Here is an 18,884-nt window from a genome sequence, read left to right as displayed (position 1 = left end):
CATTCATAAGGCGTGTTTCTGTTGCCCGGCCCAGGGCGCCAGCATAAAGCTGAATGCCAGGCCCAGGCTGACCGATAAGCCGAAATTGCTCACGGCCGGTGTGCTGGACACCGCCAGCAGGCCAAACGACAACCAGGTCGTCAGCGCCGCCAGCAGCGTGCCCAAGAGACTGACCGCAGGGCCGCCGATCTGCTCGCGCATCAGGATCGCGTAGTCGACGCTGATGGCCGTGACCAGCAGCAGGCCGAACAGGCTGAACAGCGTCAGCGGCTGGCCCAACCAACCAAGGCTCGCCAGGCTGCACAGCGCTGCCAGCAGCGGCAGCGCGACGATGCGCAGGGCGCCGCCGAAGCCGAACGGCAGGATCAACAACAGCACGATCAGCACGCACGACATCAACTTCAATTCGGCGGCGCTGATCTGCGTGTTGGCAAATACCCGGTTCAAGTCGCCCAGGCGATCCACCAGTTGCACGCCAGGCAGGTCTAGCGCTTGCACCCGCAGCAGCGCCGGGTTGTTCAAGCCTTGCAGGCTGACCATCGCCGCCACGCCGCCGTCTACCGGGCCAAGCCACAGCGTGCGCCAAGGCTCGGCCAGTGGACCTGCCAATGCGGCGTCGATGTCTTGGGTGGGCAGCGCCTGCAGTTGCGCGACCTCGGCTTGCAGGGCGCTGGCAGGGACGCCGAGGTCCAGCAGTGGTTGCCAGTGCTGCGCCAACGCGTTCAATGCGTCGCGCACCTGTTGCTGCTCGGCGGGCAGGCTGACCAGCTGGTTGAGCGCCAGATAACCTTGGAGCTTGTCCATGTTCACTAACTGATCCAGGCGTTGGCCCAGGGCGCTTTCACGCTCCAGCAACTGTTGCTGGTTCTCTGCGCGCACCAGGAAGAACTGGCTGGTGGGTTGGAACCCGGTAATGCGTGCCACGGCTTGCGCTTCTTGCAGCAACTGCGGCGGTGCACCGATCCACTGACGAATATCGTTCTTGCTGTTCAAGTGCCACAGGCCCCCTGCGCAAAACAGCAGCAGCAACACCAGCAACACTGGGCTTGACACGCGCTTGAGCAACGACGCTCGCACCTGCCACAAACCGTCAGCGATCCGCAGCGGCCATTGCGCTGGGCGCAACTCGATACCCTTGAGCAGCGCCGGCAGCAGGCACACGGCAGACAGGTACGCGCCTACCAGGCCGGCGGCGGAGAACACGGCGATCTGGGTCAGTGCCGGAAACGGCGTCCACGCCAACGCCAGATAACCGATGCAACTGGTGGCCAGGCTCAGGCTCAGCCCCGGCAAGGTGATGCGCAACGCCGGCCAACTGCGCCACGGCTGCATACTCCAGCTCTTGGACAGGTAGTGCAGCGGGTAATCCACGGCCACGCCGATCAGGCTGGAGCCCAGTACCAGCGTCATCACATGCATGTGGCCGAACAGTGCCACACAAGCCACCGCGCCAAACAGCATGCCCACCAGCACCGGCACGAATGCCAGCAGCACGCGCCAGCGACGGAACGCCAGCAACAGCAACAGCAGGATGCCGACGGTGGCGCCGCCGCCTACCCAGGTGATTTCACGCGTGGCTTGCTGCTGGCCGTTGGCGGCGTAAAGCAGCCCGCTGGCCGCGAGTAATTGCGCACCTTGCCCGCTCGCTTGTTCGCGGCTGGCCTGGAGCAGGTCCGCCACTTGCAACGGCAGTTTCATATCGAAGGCATTGCCGGTGGTGCGCGCACGCAACAGCACCCAGCTCTTGCCGTCGGCATCGGCGATCAACGCACCGCTGCCGATATCCAATTGCACCGAGCCATGTTGCGGTTGGCTGTTCTGGATGCGTCCGGTCAGGCCCAGCCAGTCGTCCTGGCTCGGTACCAGGCTGAACCCGGTGAAGGGGTCGAACAGTGCCTGCACGCGCTGCTGGATAAACGCGTCGGGTTGCTCGATGAGTTGCTTGCGATCCTTGGCCGAGAGCATCGCCAGGCGGCCGTGCAGCAGTTGTTCACGCAGCGCCGGCAAGTCGGCTTGCAGGTTCCATTGGACCTTTTCAAACAGGCCGCTGGCCTGCCAACGCTCGCCCAACTGCTGGGCTACCGCCACTGCTTGCTGGCGGTCGGCATGCCCCACCAGTACCAGCATTTCGCGGTTGAGCGGCTCTTGCATGCGCTGTTCGGCTTGCAGTTCCAGGGCATCCGGCGTGTTGCCCGGCACCAGTTCCATCAGGTTGGCCGACAGCGGGGCACCGTGGCGCCACTGCCAGCCAGCCAGGGCCAGCACGGCTACCAGCAGGATCAGGAACAGGCGCGGTAGCAGGCGCTCACTGGGCAAAGTCGTGTTGCTCCGCTTCGCTCAAGGGTTGGCTGGCCGAACTGTCCTGCATGCGCAGCACGGTGCTGTCGCCTTGGGTCTCCAGCAGTTCGATTTTTTGCACCAACTCGCCACCGTCGATATTGATCTGGGTGAACACCTGCTTGAGCAGCAGCGAGCGTGGGATCAGGGTCAATTTCCAGCCGCTGGCTTCGCCTTGCAGTTGCAGTTCGAAGTCACGCTGCAAACCGCTGCTGTCGCCCTGGAGCACAGCGAGAAACAGGCGATTCTGTTCTGCGCCTGCGCTCTTGTTTGGCAGCAATTGCCAGCCGTTGGCGTCACGGCGCGCAATGCCTTGGGCGCTGATGCGATAGTCCTGTTGCAGCGGGGTTTTGAGCAGCCACAGCAGGCCGTGGTCCTTGGCCAGCACGAAGGTGCCTTTGCTGACCAGGGGTTGGGGCAGGGCGCGCAGGTGTTTTTCCTGGATGAAGCTGCCGTGGATCACGGAGGGTTTGGCAAGCTGGTCACTGAGTTGTTGCAGGTCGAAGGCATGGGCCAAGCCTGAAACGCTTAACAACAGGATTAACGCTCCCACAGGGAATCTCATTTCAAGGCCCTTTCGACGGCGTCTGTGAATATTTTGGGGGAGGCCAGTTGCATCTCGCGGCTAGCGACTTCCACGGCCACTTGCACGGTGCTGGCACGGGTCAAACGCTCGCCGCTGGCCAGATCGGTGATCAGGTAATTGACCTTCAAACGGTTCTCCCACTCCACCAAACTGGCGCGCACATTGATGGTCTGGCCGAACACGGCGCCGCGCACATAGCGCAACTGCATGTCGATCACCGGCCACGCATAGCCCGACTCCAGCATCTGCGTGTAGTTGTGGCCGAGCTTGTCCAGCAACGCGCAACGCGCCACTTCCAGGTACTTCACGTAGTGCCCGTGCCAAACGACGTTCATGGTGTCGACGTCAAAAAACGGCACGAGGATTTCGGTGTCGCAATGCAGCACGCCGGGGCTACGCATGCAGCCTCCAGTGTTGCTCGGCAATGCGTTGCAGGCACAGGCGCAGTTCGCCTTCCAGGGCGCGGTCTTCGATCACTGGCGGGAAGTCTTTGCCCAGTTCCTCATGCATCGCGGCCAAGGCTGGAGGCAGCGGGCGAGCGTCTTCGGCCTGGGCGCGCAGCCATACGCCTTGGTTGGCGGCGAGCAAGGTGGCGGCGGCGACCTGTTCGGTTAGCTCCAGCACACGGATCGCATCGCGGGCGGCGATGGTGCCCATGCTCACTTTGTCCTGGTTATGGCATTCGGTGGACCGCGAGAACACGCTGGCCGGCATGGTGTTTTTCAGCGCTTCGGCGGTCCAGGCGCTGGTGCCGATCTGCACGGCCTTGAAGCCGTGGTTGATCATCGCGCGATCCGCCGGGGCGCCGGACAGGTTGCTTGGCAAACCGTGGTTGTAACGCACGTCCACCAGTAAGGCGAGCTGGCGATCGAGCAGGTCGGCGACGTTAGCCACCAGAGTCTTGAGGCTGTCCATGGCGAAGGCGATATGCCCGCCGTAGAAGTGCCCGCCGTGCAACACGCGCTCCTCTTCTGCGTCGATGATCGGGTTGTCGTTGGCGCTGTTCAGTTCGATCTCGATGAACGAACGCAGCCAGTTCAGGCTGTCGGCCAGCACGCCGAGGACGTGGGGTGCGCAGCGCAGCGAGTAACGGTCTTGCAGGCGGTGCAGTGGCGCGGTCGGCGCATCGATGGCCAAGTCCTTGCGCAGCCAGGCGGCGACTTGCATCTGCCCCGGGTGCGGCTTGGCGGCGAACAGGCGCTCGTCGAAGTGCTCCGGGTTGCCTTGCAGCGCCACCACGTTCAGCGCGGTGATACGCGTGGCCAGTTGCAGCAGGTAGTCGGCGCGGGCGAAGGCCAGGCAGGCGAGGCCGGTCATCACGGCGGTGCCATTCATCAGGGCCAGGGCTTCTTTGGGGCGCAGGACCAACGGGTCCCAGCCCAGTTCGCGGTGCACATCGCAGGCGTGGCGACGCTCGCCACGGAACATCACTTCGCGTTCGCCGGACAAAGTCGCGGCCACGTAGGACAGCGGTGTCAGGTCGCCGCTGGCGCCCACCGAGCCTTCTTCGGGAATCAGTGGCAGCACGTCGTGTTCAAGAAATGCATGCAGGCGCTCCAGCAACTCTACCCGTACGCCGGACACGCCGTGGCACAGTGACTGCAAACGCGCGGCCAGCACGGCGCGGGTGGCTTGGGCGTCGAGCAATTTACCCAGGCCGCAACCGTGGAAGGTGTACAGGTGACGCGGCAACGCCTCGACGTGCTGCAACGGCACCGCCACCACGCACGAATCGCCGTAGCCGGTGGTCACGCCATAGATCACGCCTTCCTTGTCCAGCAGCGAGTCGAGGAACTGCGCGCCCTTGGCAATGCGCTGGCGGTACGCGGCATCGCTCTGCAATTGGGTAGGCGCCTGACGGTTGGCCAGGGCCAGCACGTCTTCGATGCGCAAAGGGCGTTCGCCAAAGGTTACCGGCTCAAGATGCGTCGTCATCGGTCTTCCAGAAAGGGTAAAAGTTGAACCATTGTTGGGGCGCTTCCAGGCAGAACTGGCCCAGGCGTGCGGCGTAGCGCGCGGTCCACAGGGCTATGACCTGCTCGCGGGTGTTACGTTTCCATTCGATCAATTGCGCGAAAGGCTCGATGGTCAGTCGGTAGCGGTTCTTGTGCTTGAGGCACATCAGCAGGTTGACCGGGCATTTGAGCAAACCGGCCAATAGCCAGGGGCCTTGGGGGAACGCGGCGTCGTGGCCGAGAAAGTCCACGCGCACCGTGCGCCCGCCGTGCAGCGGCACGCGGTCGCCGGCGATGGCCAGCCACTCGCCGTCGTCCAGGCGCTGGCTCAGCAGCAACATGGTGGCGGGGTCTAGCTCGCTGACCTGGATCAGGCGCAAATGGGTCGCGCCGGCTTCGCCCAGCAACCGGTTGAATTGCTCGGCGTGCTTGGTGTGTACCAACACGTTCATGGTGACTTGCTCACCAATCTCGGCCAGCGCACGACACACTTCCAGATTGCCCAGGTGCGCACCCACCAGCATCTGCCCGCGCTCGCCTCGCAGTTGCCCGCGCAATTTCGCGGGGTCGTTGATCTCGATCTGTTCCAGGCGCAGCTTGCCGTTCCACACGTCGAGCTTGTCGAGCAGGGAGTCGGCGAAGGCCATGAACTGGCCGAAGACCCTCCGATGAGTAGGGCGCAGTTCATCACGCCCGCTCCAGTCCGCCAGGCGCTGTTGGTATTGCCAGGCGCTCTGGCGCGCGGTGCGACCAAACAGGAAAAAGTACAACACGATGCCGTACAGCACCGGGCTCAACAGGCGCCGGCCGAGGACCTTGGCGGCGAAGGCGGTGAGTTTCATCAGCCAGTAGCTGCCGCGCTCCTCGCGGTCGGCCCAGTGCTTGGTGCTGTCGCTCATGCCTGCCACCGTCGCCACAGGATCATCGGCGCACGCACCAGCATGCCGAAGAACAACCGGGTGTGCATGGCCGAGATGCGCACGTTGTCGCGGAACAAACGGAAGTGCGACAAACCGTCGGCGGGGTAATGCACCCGCGTCGGCAGCCAACGCATGGGTTGGTTGCGCCAGGCCAGGCGCACGAGGATGTCGGAGTCGAAATCCATGCGCGTGCCGATGTAGGCCGAGTCCATCAGCGCCAGCACGGGAGCCAGCGGGTACACGCGAAAGCCGCACATCGAGTCGCGAATTTGCAGCGACAGGGTGTTGATCCACACCCATACGTGGGTCAGGTAGCGCGCGTACAAACGGCCCTTGGGCACGCTGTCGTCGTATTCCGGGTAGCCGCAGATGATCGCGTTGGGGTGGGTACGCGAGGCATCGAGGAAGCCGATGACGTCGCGCAGGTCGTGCTGGCCGTCGGCATCCACTTGCAGGGCGTGGGTAAAACCCAGGCGAGCGGCTTCGCGAAAACCCGCCATCACGGCGCCGCCCTTGCCCTGGTTGCTTGGCAGGGTGAGCAAGGTGACGTTATCCAGGGTGGCCAATTGCGCCAACACCGCCGCGCAGGCCGCACTGCTGCCATCGTCTACCAACAGGCAGGGCAGGCCGCTGTTCAACAGGCTCTGGACCACGGAGGGTACGGCCGCTTCGTGGTTGTAGACCGGGATCAGGGCGCAGGGGTTATGCATGCGCGGCCTCCAACAGAATGCGACCGCTGGAGCACGCAGCGACGCCATTGCGATAGGCGAAGTACAGCTTGCCGCGCTCCTGGTCGAAACGCAGGTGCAGTTCGATCCGGTCGCCTGGGCGCACCAACTGCTGGAACTTGAGCACTTCCATGCCGGCAAAGCGGGCCGGCAGGTTGAGCAGCTGCTGGCCGAGGTTGAACGCCCATTCCACCTGCACCACGCCCGGCAGCACCGGTGTTACTGGGAAGTGGCCGCTGAAATAGGCCAGGTCCGGCGGGATGCTCAGTTGCAAGGTCAATTCGCCATTGACTTCGGCCTGTTCCAAGACTTCCGGCGCCTTGGGGCGTGACGCCAGCAGCAATGCCTCGACGTGCGCCTGGGGCAGTTTGCCCTGGCTGGTCAGGGGCAATTGGCGCAGCAAACGCCAGCGACGGGGCAGGGCCAGCGCTTCGCAGTGTTGGCTCAGGTGTTGGCGCAGGGTTTGAGTGAGGGAACGACGGCCCTGATTGCGCAGGGCATGCAGGCCGTCGGCGCTCAGCACCACCAGGGCGCCAAGGGAGGCGCGGTTTTCCTGCACCACGCCCAGGCGTGTTTCGGCGACCCACGGGTGGGCCATCAATGCCTGTTCAAGCATGGGCAGGGAGATGCGTTTTTCTTCCAGCTTGACGATTCGGTCCAGCCGGCCAAGCAGTTCGAAGCGGCCATCGGCGTGGATACGCGCGGCGTCGGCAGTCTGCTCGATGTGTCCGGCAGGTAGGTAGGGCGAGGCGATGCGCAATGCGCCGTCAGCGTCCTGGCTCAGCACCACGTCGGCAAACGGCTGCCACGGCTGCGCGCCCTGACGCCAGGCGATCCCGCCGGTTTCCGAGCTGCCGAGGATTTCCGTCGGCCACTGTTGCAAGCGGTCGTATAGCTCGCCGGCGGCCTCGATGGGCAAGGCGCCACCGGAGGAAAATACCCGCGACACCTGGCTCAGCGCCGGCCAGTCGAGGTTGTCGCCCATGCGCTTGAGCAGCGCCGGGCTGGCGACCCAGGCGAACTGTGCATGTTCACGGCTGGCGCGTTGCACGTCTTCGGGGAAGGCCAACTGCTTGCGCACAAAGGTGCGACCGGCGCACAGCGGCCACAGCACGCGGAATAACAAGCCGTAGATATGCTGGGTGGCGACGCTGCCGATGATGCACGCGTCTTTCAGGTCCGGGCCCCATAAGGTTTCCAGGGCGTCGACTTCGTTGGCCAGTTGGCGCAGGGTTTTGTCGATGCGCTTGGGCTCGCCGCTGGAACCGGAGGTGCACAGGCTCAGCTGGCAGGTATCCAGATCGAGCGAGGCAGGGCTCAGCGGCGCCTGATACAGCGCGTCGAGGTCGCTGGCTTCGGTCAACCAGGCGTCAACCGCGCCATCCCAACGTTGGCGGGTCTGGGGTTGCAGGTCCGCAGGCAGCAGCACGCCGACGCCGGCCCGCCAGGCACCGAGCAGGGCAACCGCCAGCAGGCCTGCGTCTTCCAGGTGCACGGCCAGGCGCTGGATGCCGCGCGCTTGCAGGCCTGCCGCGAGGCTGAGGGATTGCTCCCACAGTTGTGCATGATTCATCGCAGGTTCGGTGGTGACCCAGCGCTGTTCCAACGGCTCAAGCAGCAAGTGCTCAAGTTTCAACCCTTTCATACGCGGCCTCGAACCCTTTGTCGTACCAGCCATTCCACGGCAAACAACAGCCCCATCAACCCGTAGGCGATGAGGCCGTTGTACAACGTCCACCAGCTCAGCGGCGCCCATAAGGTGAGGGCAGCGGCGAGCAGGCCATTACAGAGAAAAAACACACTCCACACCACGGTGACCCGGCGGGTATACACAACCGCGTGGGGTGGCAGCACCGGATCGGTCATGCGTGCCAGGCGCTCCACCATCGGCGGGCCGTATTTGAGGCTCAAGCCAAACAGCGACAACATGAACGCACTGACCAGGCTCGGGTACCAGCGCAGCAAGTGCGGGTTATCGAACCAGGCCAACAGCAGGCAGAACACAATCACCGCCAACGCCATCCAGCGGCTGCCGGGACGGCGAGCGCCGGTGAGCGCGCGCAATAACCACAGGCTGCCGAGCAGCAGACCGAATTGCCACGGGGCAAAGTGTTCAGTGCCGTAATACACCGCAAAGGGGTACAGCAGCCCCGCCAACAACAGGCCAAGGCCGATCAGCCGACTCATGCGGCAGGCGTGACCAGACGGTACACCGCCTCAACCACGTCGTTTACGGTGCGCACTGCCTTGAATTCCTCGGCGGCGATCTTTTTGCCGGTCTGGCGCTTGATGTGGTCGATCAAGTCGACGGCATCGATGCTGTCGATTTCCAGGTCCTGGTACAGGTTGGCATCCAGGGTGACGCGTTCCGGCGGCAGTTCAAACAGTTCCACCAAGGCATCGCGCAGGGTGTTGAAAATATCGTCACGAGTTTGCATGGTCCGGTCTCAAGCTGCCTGTCTGGCCGTGACGAACGCCGCAAGGCTGGCCACGTTGGTGAAGTGATTGCGGGTGTCCTTGGCGTCGGCATCGATCTTGATGCCGTATTTTTTCTGGATCGCCAGGCCCAATTCCAGGGCGTCTACCGAGTCCAGGCCAAGGCCTTCGCCAAACAGGGTCTGGTCGCTGCCGATGTCGTCGACACTGATGTCTTCCAGGCCCAGGGCCTCGATGATCAGTGCCTTTATGTCGTGCTCAAGGCGGTGTCTGTCGCTCATCTTCGGCGAGCTCCTTAATAAAATAGTGGTGCAGGTAATCGTTGAGCTTGCGTGAGGCCTGGGGCGCGGGCCCCAGTGTTGCGAACGCCTGTGGTTCTATATCGGCACCCACCCGCAAACTGAAGTGCACGCGGCATTTTGGGATGCGATACCAGGGTTCGGCCTTGGTCAGCGTGGTAGGGCTGACCTTGATCACCACGGGGGTGATGATTGTCGCACCGCGCAGCGCAATGGCGGCGCCCCCGCGATGAAAGGCAGGCGCCGCGCCCGGTGTGGTGCGCGTGCCCTCGGGAAAGATGATCAGGGTCTGGCCCGCTTGCAGGGCGCCGGCGGCGGCGTCGAGCATCTCGGCACTGCCGTCGTTGCTGATGTAGCCGGCGTCACGCACCGGCCCACGGGTGAAGGGGTTTTGCCACAGGCTCTGCTTGACCACGCAATTGGCCTGGCGCACCAGGCCGATCAGGAACACCACGTCGATCAGCGACGGGTGGTTGGCGATGATCATCTGGCCAGGGCGTCCGAGCTTTTCCGCGCCTTCAACACTGTAGGTGAGCACGCCTGCGCGTTGCATCAGACGGATAAACAGCCAGAACAGCTTGCTGATGGTGTGGCGGGCGCGGCGACGGTGCTGTTCGGCACTGCCTGGCAGGCAACTGAGCAGCGGGAACACGAGCAAGCGCAGGCACAGGCCCCCGACGCCAAACAGGAAGAAGCTGGCGGCGGTGGCGAACAGGCGCCAGTAGTAGGCGTCCCTTGGCTTGTCGGTTACGGCTTGCGTTGCCAGTTCCATACACGGTTCTTCCAGGCATGTTGGCAGGTGGCCTGCTCGGTGAGCAGGGTGCGCAGCAGGTTCAGGGCGTGGGGCCACTGGGTTTGAGTGGGTTGGACAGTGCCCGCGCTCAGTTCCAGTTGCCACTCGTCGCCCGGTGTCAGCAACAGGCCGAGGGCATAGGGAAATGGCACATCGACGATCCAACTGGCATAGGCCTCGGGGGGCTGTTCCTCGGTGATCACTAGCAAAACCGCTGGGGCACCTTCATCGAGCAGCGCGGCGGCTTCGAGGATGCCGTGTTCCAGGCCGTCACCGGCGGCAGCGAGGGCGGTCATTTCGGCGGTCTCATTGCGCAGGATCGACCACAGGCCGATGACTGCGTTATGCACTGACAGGCTGAACTGGGTCGGCGACAGCGGCTGGTCATTGGCCAGGTCGCTGAGGATGTCGAGGGTGCGCGGGGTTTCGCCATGCCGGGAGATGAACACCAGTGGCAGGTCCTGCAGGCCTTCGGCCAGCGGCCAGCCCACGCTGAACGCCATGCGCGCCAGGCGGCTGAGGCGACGACGTTGCATGGCTGGCAGAAATGACACGTCGGGGGCAGCTTCGCTTGCAGGCAGCAACACCGGGGCCTGCCACCAAGCCTGCCAGGCGGCCGCGCTTTCGAGCCCAGGAGCCCATGCGCGCCATTGGGCGATGTTGAAAGTGATCACTGAGAAGTTATCCCGCCCCTGCGGGCTTCCATGTGCGGCTGTTGGCCCCGAATACCGGGACAGGGAGCAATAGCCGAATGGCGCGCATTATCCCGGTGCCGTGGGCTTCTAGCAAACTTTGGTAAAGATTTGTTCAAGGCTGATTACAATTTGGTTGGAAAGATTTACAGATTGTCCTTTACCTGAAGCCGAGTTGGATTGTCGGACTGTTCTGTTTAATTTGTCGGTGGCGTATGACAGCCAAAGCGCCAAAGGCCTTTGATGCAGTAATGCATGGATGAACGAGGTAGCTAACAGGCGCTTTTGCCCTCTACACTCGGACATTCATTGATACACGGAGGTTTTTCCATGCGGCGTGTGGTGTTCAATCAGAAAGGCGGCGTTGGCAAGTCCAGCATCGCCTGCAACCTGGCGGCGGTCAGTGCCAGCGAAGGCTATCGAACCCTGTTGGTCGACCTCGATGCACAAGCCAATTCAACCCAATACCTCACTGGGTTGACCGGCGATGATATCCCGATGGGTATCGCGGATTTTTTCAAGCAAACCCTGTCTTCCGGGCCGTTTTCCAAGAAGAACAAGGTGGATATCTACGAAACACCCTTCGACAACCTGCATGTCATCACCGCGACCCCAGAGCTGGCGGACCTGCAGCCCAAGCTTGAGGCCAAGCACAAGATCAACAAGCTGCGAAAGCTGCTGGACGATCTGAGTGAAGATTACGACCGTATATACCTGGATACCCCTCCGGCATTGAATTTTTATGCTGTTTCGGCGCTGATTGCCGCTGATCGTGTGTTGATCCCGTTCGATTGCGACAGCTTCTCGCGCCAGGCGTTGTATGGCCTGTTGCGTGAAATCGAAGAGTTGAAGGACGACCACAACGAAGGCCTCGAGGTGGAAGGCATCGTGGTCAACCAGTTCCAGGCCCGGGCGAGCCTGCCGCAGCAGATGCTCGATGAGTTGATTGCCGAGGGTTTGCCAGTGTTGCCGGTGTACTTGGCAAGCTCCGTGCGTATGCGTGAGTCGCACCAGGAGAGCAAACCGCTGATCCACCTGGACCCACGGCACAAGCTGACGTTGCAGTTTGTGGAGCTGCATAACCTGCTGGAAAACGCCTGATCTGACAGGCAACTGAAATCCCCTGTGGGAGCGGGCTTGCTCGCGAATGCGGTGTGTCAGTCAGCACATCTACTACTGACACACCGCATTCGCGAGCAAGCCCGCTCCCACATTTTTTTGCATTCCAGCTGGAAAATCTGGATTTATCCCACAGAGGCTGTAGGACGGGTCTGGCAATAGGAGTTGTGCCTTGTATCGTTGCCTACAGGTAAGCCAGAATCCGCCGGCTTGTGCGTCTGGAGGGGTGTCTCTTAAGGTTCGCCGGTCGCTGAATGTTCAGTGATCGGGTTTAGTAGCCCAATCAGACGAAAGAATGTGCGCCGCTCCATCATCATGGCAGTTGTGCGCAGGGCACCTTCGGGTGCGCCGGTTTTTGCTTTCGTTCCCGGTCTACTAACCTGCGTACAGCTGCCGCCCTCGTTTAGTAGCGAGTAGGTGATGGCCCTATCAGAGAACGAAAAGCATGCTATTTACCGTCACGCCCAATCTCCCCACCGAAACCCTCGTGCTCAACAGCTACGAAACCTTCTCTTCCGTGCGCACCCTGTTACTCAACCTGTCCGACGACCTCACCGGCGAACACCGCGACGTGGCCCTGGCGATCCATCAATTGAGTGAGCTGGGCGTCATGTTGGTCGGCCAGATGATGGACCGCGAAGCGCCGCTGGCCTAAACCTGCAATGCAATCAGTGTGGGAGCTGGCTGCCTGCGATGGCAGTGGTGAATTCACCATAGCTATCGCAGGCAAGCCAGCTCCCACATTTGACCGAGTTACACGCCCTGGCTGCCCAGCCACGCCATCAACTGCGGCAACGGGAACGCCCCGCTCTGGCGCGCCACTTCGCGGCCATTCTTGAACAGAATCAAACTGGGGATCGAGCGAATCCCCAACTGCGCCGACAACTGCTGATTGGCCTCACTGTCCAGCTTGGCCAGCCGGCACTTACCTTCCAACTGCCCAGCCGCCTGCTCAAACACCGGCGCAAACGATTTGCACGGTCCGCACCAGTCAGCCCATACATCCACCAGCAACGGCAGGTCGCCCTTGATCTGGCAGGCGTAGTCGCCTTGTTTCAGTTCGAAAGGCTTGTTCAACAACACCGGCTGCTTGCAGCGCCCGCACTTGGGCGCATCGCCCAGGCGTTCGCCGGGAATGCGGTTTAGGCCGTTGCAGCGTGGGCAAGGAATGACGAGAGGGTCGGACATGGTGGGCTCCAAAAAACAGACCATAAAGGTCTTATTTGGAGTCGTTTTCGAGCGTTATCAAGTTCAAGTTGGCGTTGCATATGCTCACAGATTTTTCGGTGGAGATTGCGCCTGTCTATCTAGGCTGTGAAGGCGTGTTCGACAAAGCACCATTGGTCCGTTCGAGGCTATAGCAAATTGCGATAGTTGGCGTTCGGGTTTAACCTTCATAGCAGGATGCGATAAGGACGTTGCATGCGAGTAATCAGTGCGAAGCAAATCCGAAATGCCAAGGAAAAATGGCCATATTCAGCCAGTGCATTAGATGAGTGGTATCGGAAGGTCAAGGTCATCAGCCCTGAAGATTTTGCAGCGTTGAGATCGGTTTTCCCCGCAGTGGATAAGGTGGGCGCGTTGCACGTCTTCAATATAGGTGGCAACAAGTTGCGGCTTATTGCGGTTGTGCGTTATCGAATGCAACGCCTCTATATTCGGCATGTGTTGGACCATCGGGAATATGACAAGGGTAAATGGAAGGAGTGAGTGCAGTGACAGCATTGATCGAGCAAGTAGCTGAGCATTGGCAATTCGTGGCGCCTCTGCTGCGCAAGCCTAAAACCGAGGCTGACTACGATGTTCTGGTGGCGGCGCTGGATGAATTGTTGGACATCGTTGGCGAGGACGAAGCTCATCCGCTGATGGGGCTGGTCGATATCATCGGTGATTGGGTTGAGGCCTATGACTTAGAGCATTGGCCAATGCCCGAGGTGAGCGGTGTCGACGTATTACGGTCAATGATGCAGGAGCATGGTTTGACACAAAGTGACTTGCCTGGAGTCGGCGCTCAATCGGTTGTCTCGGAAATACTGAGTGGAAAACGCCAGCTCAACGTTCGGCAGATTCGTTGGCTGGCGGAGTTCTTCAAGGTGCCGGTGGACATGTTCATCTGACTGCGATCAAGGCCCTGGGTGAGCGACTTCTTAGGACGAACAACTAATCTCCAAATGCTTGCCCCAATCCGGCGGCCGCTGCGCGTACTGCTCCATCCCCGGTTGTTCCTCAAACGGTTTGCTCAGCACCTCATGCAGCCGCCGCACTTCACTGTAATCCCCTGACTCGGCAGCAGTGATGGCGTTCTGTGCCAAGTAGTTGCGCAGGATGTACAGCGGGTTCACCGCGTGCATGCGCTCACGACGATGTTCCTGGCTGTAATCGCCGTCTCGTTCAACCCGGGCCTTGTACAGCTCAGCCCAGGCATCAAACCCGGCCATGTCGACAAAATCATCGCGCAGCTTCGTCACGGCCAGCGCCGCCGACTCATCCCCCAGGCGACGGAAGAACAAGGTGTAATCCACGCCGCTGTTCTGCATCAGCTTGAGCAACTGCTCCACCAATTTCTGGTCGTCGTCTTCAGCGGTGGTCAGCCCCAACCGTCGACGCATTAAGTCGAGGTAATTGGCCTGATATAGCGGCAAGTACAAGCCCAGCGCTTCTTTTAAAGCATCCACGCTGATAAACGGCGTCAGCGCTTGCGCCAACGCACTGAGGTTCCACTGCCCGATCGGCACCTGATTACTGAAGGAGTAACGCCCTTCATGGTCCGAATGGTTGCAGATGAAATGCGCGTCAAAATCATCCAGAAACGCAAACGGCCCGAAGTCGAAGGTGATGCACAGGATCGACATGTTGTCGGTATTCATCACCCCATGACAGAAGCCATAAGCTTGCCACTTGGCAATCAATTCGGCGTTGCGCTCGACGATTTCACGGAACATCGCCAGGTACGGTTCGGGTTGCTCACGGCATTCAGGGTAGTGAAGGTTCAGTACGTGCTCGGCCAAAATAGCCTGCTGCTCGGGCTTCTTGGTGTAGTAGAAATATTCGAAATGCCCGAAGCGGATATGGCTCGGCGCCATGCGCAGCACCATGGCGCCGCGTTCTTGTTTCTCACGCCATACCGGGGTGTCGGAGCCGATCACGCACAGTGCCCGACTGCTCGGGATGCCCAGCGCATGCAGGGCTTCGGAGGCGAGGAACTCGCGGATCGAAGAGCGCAACACCGCGCGGCCGTCGCCCATGCGCGAGTAAGGTGTCATCCCCGCGCCCTTGAGGTGCAGGTCCCAATGCTCGCCTGCTTCGTTGTAGACCTCGCCCAGCAACAACCCCCGGCCATCACCCAATTGGGGGGTGTAGCCACCAAACTGATGCCCGGAATAGACCATCGCCCGCGGCTCCGCTTCCGCCCACAGCTTGTGCCCGCCAAACAGCTCGGCAAACACCGGTGTTTCGGCCACGGCCGGGTCGAGGTCGAGCAACGCCATGGCGGCATCGCTGGCCACTACCAGGCGCGGTGCGTCGAGGGGTTCGGGCAAAACGTGGGTTGAGAACGCGTCGCCCAAACGTGCGAAGCGGTTGTCGAAGGTCAGTTCGTCGAGGGCTTTCACCGGCCATCTCCAGCAGAATGTCCGAGCATTCTGCTGGGGATAGCGCGGTTAGTCGAGTTTGCTCGGTGGCGGTTCTTGTACGCCACCGTCGTTGGCGGGCTTGGCCGGGCTTTCGACTTCCACCAGTTTGTATTCCTGGCCGTGGAGGTTCTTGAGGTAGACCTCCATCTGGCGGAACGAGATGTTGATGTGGTGGTTCTTGAATTCGCGGTTGATAAAGCGGTTCACCTCATCGATTACCGGGTTGCGGTCACCGAGGTCGCGCACGTGCATGCGCAGTTCGTGGTCGAGAGTGCTTTCGCCGAAATTGAGGAAGTACACATGAGGCTCGGGTTCCTTCAGCACTCGCGGGTTGTCTCGGGCGGCCTTGAGTAACAGCTCCTTCACCAGGTCCAGGTCGGAGCCGTAGTCCACGCCCAATTTCAGGGTGACTCGGGTGATGGTGTCGGTCAGCGACCAGTTGATCAGTTGCCCGGTAATAAACGTCTTGTTCGGGACGATGATGTCCTTGCGGTCAAAGTCGGTGATCGTGGTGGCGCGGATGCGGATCTTGCTCACCGTGCCCGACAGGTTGCCGATGGTGATGGTGTCGCCAATCCGCACCGGGCGCTCGAACAGGATCATGATGCCGGAGATAAAGTTGGCGAAGATCTCCTGCATCCCGAAGCCCAACCCCACCGACAGCGCCGCCACCAGCCATTGCAACTTGTCCCAGCTCACGCCGAGGGTGGACAGGGTGGAGACGAAGCCCACGCCGGCAATCACATAGGACAGCAGCGTGGTGGTCGCATACGCGCTGCCCTGGGCCAGGTCGAGTTTCGACAGCACCAGCACTTCAAGCAAGCCGGGCAAGTTGCGCGCCAGGGCAAAGGTGATGCCGACGATGATCGAGGCCCCCAGCAAGTCGCCGATGCTGATGGGCACCATGCTGATATTGGCGCCAGTGCCGCTGGTGTATTCGTAGAGGGTCACGTTGTCGAGGTACGAGAACACGGTGATCAGGTCCTTCCAGACCCAGTACAGCGCCGCGATAAAACCGCCGAGCAAGGCCAGGCGGATCAGGCGCATGGACTGCTCGTTGACCTGTTCGATGTCCAGGGTCGGTTCTTCGATCACCACCTCGCCTTCACCGGCTTCCTTGGCGGCCTGGCGTTTGGCCAGGGCACGCGCATAGGCCAGGCGCCGTGCGGCAACGCCCAGGCCGCGCACGAAGGTGGCTTCGATCACCAGCCAGAACATCAGCAGGTACAGGGTGTTGATCAAGCGGTCGCTGAGTTTGAGGGCGGTGTAGTAGTAGCCGAAACACACGGCGATAAACAGCGCGATGGGCAGGGCGGTAAATACCAGGCCCACCGCTTTGCGAAACAGCGAAGCCTTTTCGTGGGTGGGGCTATTGAGCAGCAGGCGGCCCAACAGCCAGGCCATCAGCGCGTAGCACAGCAGCACCACGCCGATGCCCAGTACATCGTCGGCCAGCGCCGCCGGTTGATGCTCGGCAATGGCCACCACCGCCACCAGCGCCAGCACCACCAGCCCGAGTTTACGCACCCAGCCTTGCAGGAACTCGACCTGGGGCTTTTCCCAGCGGAAGTGCAACTCGGCCACGCCACCCGGCGCGAGGATGCGGTAGGCGGTGTAGAACACCATCCACGCCTGCGCGATCTGTAGCAGCGCGGCGCCCAGGTTGGCGTTTTGCCCGCGGGCGTCGATCTGCAACGCGTAGCCACACAGCGCCAGGCCCAGCGCGACTGGCATTGCCAGCAGGATATTGATCAAAATGGCCTGGGGCGTATGCCACTGGCTGTCGCGCTTGAAGTGGCCGATGTCCTGGTGGACTTTGTTCAGGCGCTGATACAGGTTCTTGCGCCGCCACAGCAACGCGCCGATCAACAACAGCAGCGGCAGGAACAGCAGCGGACGTTGGGTCAGGCCGTCGTACAGTTCGCTGACGCTGGACGCCCACGGCAGGGTGGTGACTTGCTTGCTCAGGTGCGCCGGGACGGTTTCCAGCCATTCGGTGTCCAGCGGCTTATTGCTGGGGATCCAGAACATCTGCTCGTCCAGCGTCGACCGCAGCGTGGTAGCGGTGCTCAGCAGTTGTTTCTGGTTGAGTTGCAAGGTGATGGATTCATTGAGCAGCGCACTCAGCTCGCGGCTCAGGCGCTCCAGCAAGTCGCTGCGGGTAATCGCCAGCTCCAGCAGGGTGCGGCGCAGTTGCGGAGTGACATCGTCCGGCGGCTGGTTGGCCAGCAGGTTATCCACATAGGTACTGGGGGAACTGATCAGCTCGCGCTGTTGGTTGACCTCGAACTGGTACAGGCGAATGTTGGCGATGTCGTCTGCCAGGTCGCGGTCCACCGTCAGGCGTGGCAAGGCCTGCTTTTGTTTATAGAGAATCTTGGACAGCAGCAGGCTGCCCTTGAGCACATTGATCTGCTCGTCCAGCGCGGCGTCGCTCTGGGTCACGGTGTCCAGTTGCTGCTTGGTTTGCAGGTTCTTCTGGGTCAGGTCGTTGAGGCGGTCGGTGCTTTTGAGCAGGTAGTCGGAGAGCTTCAGGTTGGCCGCGCTTTCGGTGGCCAGCAGGCTGCTGCCGCCGGCTTTTTGCGCCTCGATGGACTGCTGCGTCACGGTCTGCTGTGACTGGGCCAGGCGTTTCTGGTTGATCAGGGTTTGCAGGTCCTGGATCTCTTGCTCCAGGCGCGCGGTTTTTTCCAGCACCAGGTCGTGCTGGCTGTTGCCCAGGTCTTGCAGTTGGCTGTTGCCGGCCAGTTCCTGGCGGCGCAGCGGGATCAGTGCGTTAAGGGCGGCGAGTTCGGCGTTCAGTTGGTTGCGCTGGTCGCTGCTGAGGGTTTTGCCATTGTCCTTGCCGTTCTTGAGGATCGAATTGATCTGCAGGATGCGCGTCTGGCTGCTGCTGATCTCGGTCTGGGCGCGCTCGGGGCGGGTTTGTGCGGCAATGGTCAGGCTGTTGGCATCGGCCAGGTCTTTTTGCAGGTCGCCTTGCTGGGTGGTGCGCTGCACCAGCAGTTGCTCAAGCTGCGGCACCGGCAGGGTGGCGTAGCGTTGTGCCACCGGGATGACCTTGGTGGCCTTGAGCCGCGCCAGTTCGCGTTGGTTTTCGACGGTTTGGCGCGGCGCGTCTTCCAGCTGGCGCTTGAGGTCGACGAGGCGCTGCTCGTAATCCTGCTTGTTGCCCAGGTACGTCAGGGTCTGCTGCAGGATGGTTTGCAGCGCCTTCATGTCGGCGTCGGGCAGTTTGCGGTCGGGCAGCTTGTCCAGGGATTGCTGGATGGCGTCGGCGCTGGGCGGGTCGGCCGCGTGTACGGTGCCGACACAAAGGGTCAGGCCCAGCAGGGCAGTGGCGAGGAACGTGCGCAGGATTGGCATAGAGACCGGTCGAGCAAGGTG

At 61.6% G+C, this 18,884-nt stretch carries 19 protein-coding genes; 4 read left to right on the top strand and 15 right to left on the bottom strand.

Translation table 11 applies throughout. The features are described 5' to 3' along the window. Positions 1 to 3: 3 nt before the first annotated feature. The 12 genes from HF257_RS04840 to HF257_RS04785 are packed head-to-tail and all read right to left on the bottom strand — an operon-like array spanning position 4 to position 10,728. Complete coding sequence (locus HF257_RS04840) at positions 4 to 2,316, bottom strand: MMPL family transporter (RefSeq protein WP_185704924.1); 2,313 nt, start codon at positions 2,314 to 2,316, stop codon at positions 4 to 6. Next, entirely contained in the window at positions 2,306 to 2,902 is a 597-nt protein-coding gene (locus HF257_RS04835) for an outer membrane lipoprotein carrier protein LolA (protein WP_185704926.1), read from the bottom strand. Before HF257_RS04835 ends, HF257_RS04840 begins: the two co-directional genes overlap by 11 nt. Continuing rightward, positions 2,899 to 3,324, bottom strand: a complete 426-nt coding sequence (locus HF257_RS04830; RefSeq protein ID WP_185704928.1) for an acyl-CoA thioesterase — start codon at positions 3,322 to 3,324, stop codon at positions 2,899 to 2,901. The genes HF257_RS04835 and HF257_RS04830 overlap by 4 nt, the downstream gene beginning before the upstream one ends. Next, positions 3,317 to 4,858, bottom strand: coding sequence for an HAL/PAL/TAL family ammonia-lyase (locus tag HF257_RS04825; protein WP_185704931.1), 1,542 nt, complete (start codon positions 4,856 to 4,858; stop codon positions 3,317 to 3,319). The genes HF257_RS04830 and HF257_RS04825 overlap by 8 nt, the downstream gene beginning before the upstream one ends. Continuing rightward, positions 4,842 to 5,777, bottom strand: coding sequence for an LpxL/LpxP family acyltransferase (locus tag HF257_RS04820; protein ID WP_185704933.1), 936 nt, complete (start codon positions 5,775 to 5,777; stop codon positions 4,842 to 4,844). The genes HF257_RS04825 and HF257_RS04820 overlap by 17 nt, the downstream gene beginning before the upstream one ends. After that, the gene (locus HF257_RS04815) at positions 5,774 to 6,508 is read right to left on the bottom strand and encodes a glycosyltransferase family 2 protein (protein ID WP_185704936.1); all 735 of its coding nucleotides are present in this window, start codon (positions 6,506 to 6,508) and stop codon (positions 5,774 to 5,776) included. The genes HF257_RS04820 and HF257_RS04815 overlap by 4 nt, the downstream gene beginning before the upstream one ends. Next, complete coding sequence (locus tag HF257_RS04810; RefSeq protein WP_185704937.1) at positions 6,501 to 8,171, bottom strand: ApeI family dehydratase; 1,671 nt, start codon at positions 8,169 to 8,171, stop codon at positions 6,501 to 6,503. The genes HF257_RS04815 and HF257_RS04810 overlap by 8 nt, the downstream gene beginning before the upstream one ends. Continuing rightward, the gene (locus HF257_RS04805; protein WP_185704939.1) at positions 8,168 to 8,713 is read right to left on the bottom strand and encodes a COG4648 family protein; all 546 of its coding nucleotides are present in this window, start codon (positions 8,711 to 8,713) and stop codon (positions 8,168 to 8,170) included. The genes HF257_RS04810 and HF257_RS04805 overlap by 4 nt, the downstream gene beginning before the upstream one ends. After that, positions 8,710 to 8,964 (bottom strand): acyl carrier protein, encoded by a 255-nt coding sequence (locus HF257_RS04800; protein ID WP_016979215.1) that lies wholly within the window; start codon positions 8,962 to 8,964, stop codon positions 8,710 to 8,712. The genes HF257_RS04805 and HF257_RS04800 overlap by 4 nt, the downstream gene beginning before the upstream one ends. A gap of 9 nt (positions 8,965 to 8,973) precedes the next feature. Then, positions 8,974 to 9,243 carry a phosphopantetheine-binding protein gene (locus tag HF257_RS04795; RefSeq protein ID WP_185704941.1) on the bottom strand — a complete coding sequence of 90 codons (270 nt, stop codon included), beginning with the start codon at positions 9,241 to 9,243 and terminating at the stop codon, positions 8,974 to 8,976. Continuing rightward, positions 9,221 to 10,033 (bottom strand): lysophospholipid acyltransferase family protein, encoded by an 813-nt coding sequence (locus tag HF257_RS04790; protein ID WP_185704943.1) that lies wholly within the window; start codon positions 10,031 to 10,033, stop codon positions 9,221 to 9,223. The genes HF257_RS04795 and HF257_RS04790 overlap by 23 nt, the downstream gene beginning before the upstream one ends. After that, positions 10,009 to 10,728, bottom strand: a complete 720-nt coding sequence (locus HF257_RS04785; RefSeq protein ID WP_185704945.1) for a beta-ketoacyl synthase chain length factor — start codon at positions 10,726 to 10,728, stop codon at positions 10,009 to 10,011. Before HF257_RS04785 ends, HF257_RS04790 begins: the two co-directional genes overlap by 25 nt. Positions 10,729 to 11,076: 348 nt before the next feature. Between HF257_RS04785 and HF257_RS04780 the strand changes: the two genes are divergently transcribed. Both HF257_RS04780 and HF257_RS04775 read left to right on the top strand, forming a co-directional pair. After that, the gene (locus HF257_RS04780) at positions 11,077 to 11,847 is read left to right on the top strand and encodes a ParA family protein (RefSeq protein WP_185704947.1); all 771 of its coding nucleotides are present in this window, start codon (positions 11,077 to 11,079) and stop codon (positions 11,845 to 11,847) included. Between the two features lie 463 nt (positions 11,848 to 12,310). Beyond that, on the top strand, positions 12,311 to 12,520 hold the full coding sequence (locus tag HF257_RS04775) for a DUF6124 family protein (RefSeq protein WP_185704949.1): 210 nt from the start codon (positions 12,311 to 12,313) through the stop codon (positions 12,518 to 12,520). A 98-nt stretch (positions 12,521 to 12,618) separates the two neighbouring features. On the opposite strand, the gene trxC is transcribed toward HF257_RS04775, so the two are convergent. Continuing rightward, positions 12,619 to 13,053 carry a thioredoxin TrxC gene (gene trxC, locus HF257_RS04770; RefSeq protein WP_185704951.1) on the bottom strand — a complete coding sequence of 145 codons (435 nt, stop codon included), beginning with the start codon at positions 13,051 to 13,053 and terminating at the stop codon, positions 12,619 to 12,621. 234 nt (positions 13,054 to 13,287) lie between these two features. On the opposite strand from trxC, the gene HF257_RS04765 reads away from it, so the two are divergent. Both HF257_RS04765 and HF257_RS04760 read left to right on the top strand, forming a co-directional pair. Next, entirely contained in the window at positions 13,288 to 13,575 is a 288-nt protein-coding gene (locus HF257_RS04765; RefSeq protein WP_185704953.1) for a type II toxin-antitoxin system HigB family toxin, read from the top strand. Positions 13,576 to 13,580: 5 nt separating this feature from the next. After that, positions 13,581 to 13,982, top strand: a complete 402-nt coding sequence (locus HF257_RS04760) for a helix-turn-helix domain-containing protein (RefSeq protein ID WP_185704955.1) — start codon at positions 13,581 to 13,583, stop codon at positions 13,980 to 13,982. A gap of 30 nt (positions 13,983 to 14,012) precedes the next feature. Here HF257_RS04760 and selO read toward each other — a convergent pair whose 3' ends face one another. Next, entirely contained in the window at positions 14,013 to 15,476 is a 1,464-nt protein-coding gene (gene selO / locus HF257_RS04755; RefSeq protein ID WP_185704957.1) for a protein adenylyltransferase SelO, read from the bottom strand. A gap of 48 nt (positions 15,477 to 15,524) precedes the next feature. Continuing rightward, on the bottom strand, positions 15,525 to 18,863 hold the full coding sequence (gene mscK / locus HF257_RS04750; protein WP_185704959.1) for a mechanosensitive channel MscK: 3,339 nt from the start codon (positions 18,861 to 18,863) through the stop codon (positions 15,525 to 15,527). Positions 18,864 to 18,884: the final 21 nt, after the last annotated feature.

The organism is Pseudomonas cremoris (assembly GCF_014230465.1).
This window is presented reverse-complemented; position numbering and strand designations above follow the sequence as displayed.

Bases quoted from the DNA above. Each gene is read 5' to 3' on its own strand.
- HF257_RS04835 (WP_185704926.1), bottom strand. From the start codon at position 2,902: ATGAGATTCCCTGTGGGAGCGTTAATCCTGTTGTTAAGCGTTTCAGGC.
- HF257_RS04830 (WP_185704928.1), bottom strand. From the start codon at position 3,324: ATGCGTAGCCCCGGCGTGCTGCATTGCGACACCGAAATCCTCGTGCCG.
- HF257_RS04825 (WP_185704931.1), bottom strand. From the start codon at position 4,858: ATGACGACGCATCTTGAGCCGGTAACCTTTGGCGAACGCCCTTTGCGC.
- HF257_RS04820 (WP_185704933.1), bottom strand. From the start codon at position 5,777: ATGAGCGACAGCACCAAGCACTGGGCCGACCGCGAGGAGCGCGGCAGC.
- HF257_RS04815 (WP_185704936.1), bottom strand. From the start codon at position 6,508: ATGCATAACCCCTGCGCCCTGATCCCGGTCTACAACCACGAAGCGGCC.
- HF257_RS04810 (WP_185704937.1), bottom strand. From the start codon at position 8,171: ATGAAAGGGTTGAAACTTGAGCACTTGCTGCTTGAGCCGTTGGAACAG.
- HF257_RS04805 (WP_185704939.1), bottom strand. From the start codon at position 8,713: ATGAGTCGGCTGATCGGCCTTGGCCTGTTGTTGGCGGGGCTGCTGTAC.
- HF257_RS04800 (WP_016979215.1), bottom strand. From the start codon at position 8,964: ATGCAAACTCGTGACGATATTTTCAACACCCTGCGCGATGCCTTGGTG.
- HF257_RS04795 (WP_185704941.1), bottom strand. From the start codon at position 9,243: ATGAGCGACAGACACCGCCTTGAGCACGACATAAAGGCACTGATCATC.
- HF257_RS04790 (WP_185704943.1), bottom strand. From the start codon at position 10,033: ATGGAACTGGCAACGCAAGCCGTAACCGACAAGCCAAGGGACGCCTAC.
- HF257_RS04780 (WP_185704947.1), top strand. From the start codon at position 11,077: ATGCGGCGTGTGGTGTTCAATCAGAAAGGCGGCGTTGGCAAGTCCAGC.
- HF257_RS04775 (WP_185704949.1), top strand. From the start codon at position 12,311: ATGCTATTTACCGTCACGCCCAATCTCCCCACCGAAACCCTCGTGCTC.
- trxC (WP_185704951.1), bottom strand. From the start codon at position 13,053: ATGTCCGACCCTCTCGTCATTCCTTGCCCACGCTGCAACGGCCTAAAC.
- HF257_RS04765 (WP_185704953.1), top strand. From the start codon at position 13,288: ATGCGAGTAATCAGTGCGAAGCAAATCCGAAATGCCAAGGAAAAATGG.
- mscK (WP_185704959.1), bottom strand. From the start codon at position 18,863: ATGCCAATCCTGCGCACGTTCCTCGCCACTGCCCTGCTGGGCCTGACC.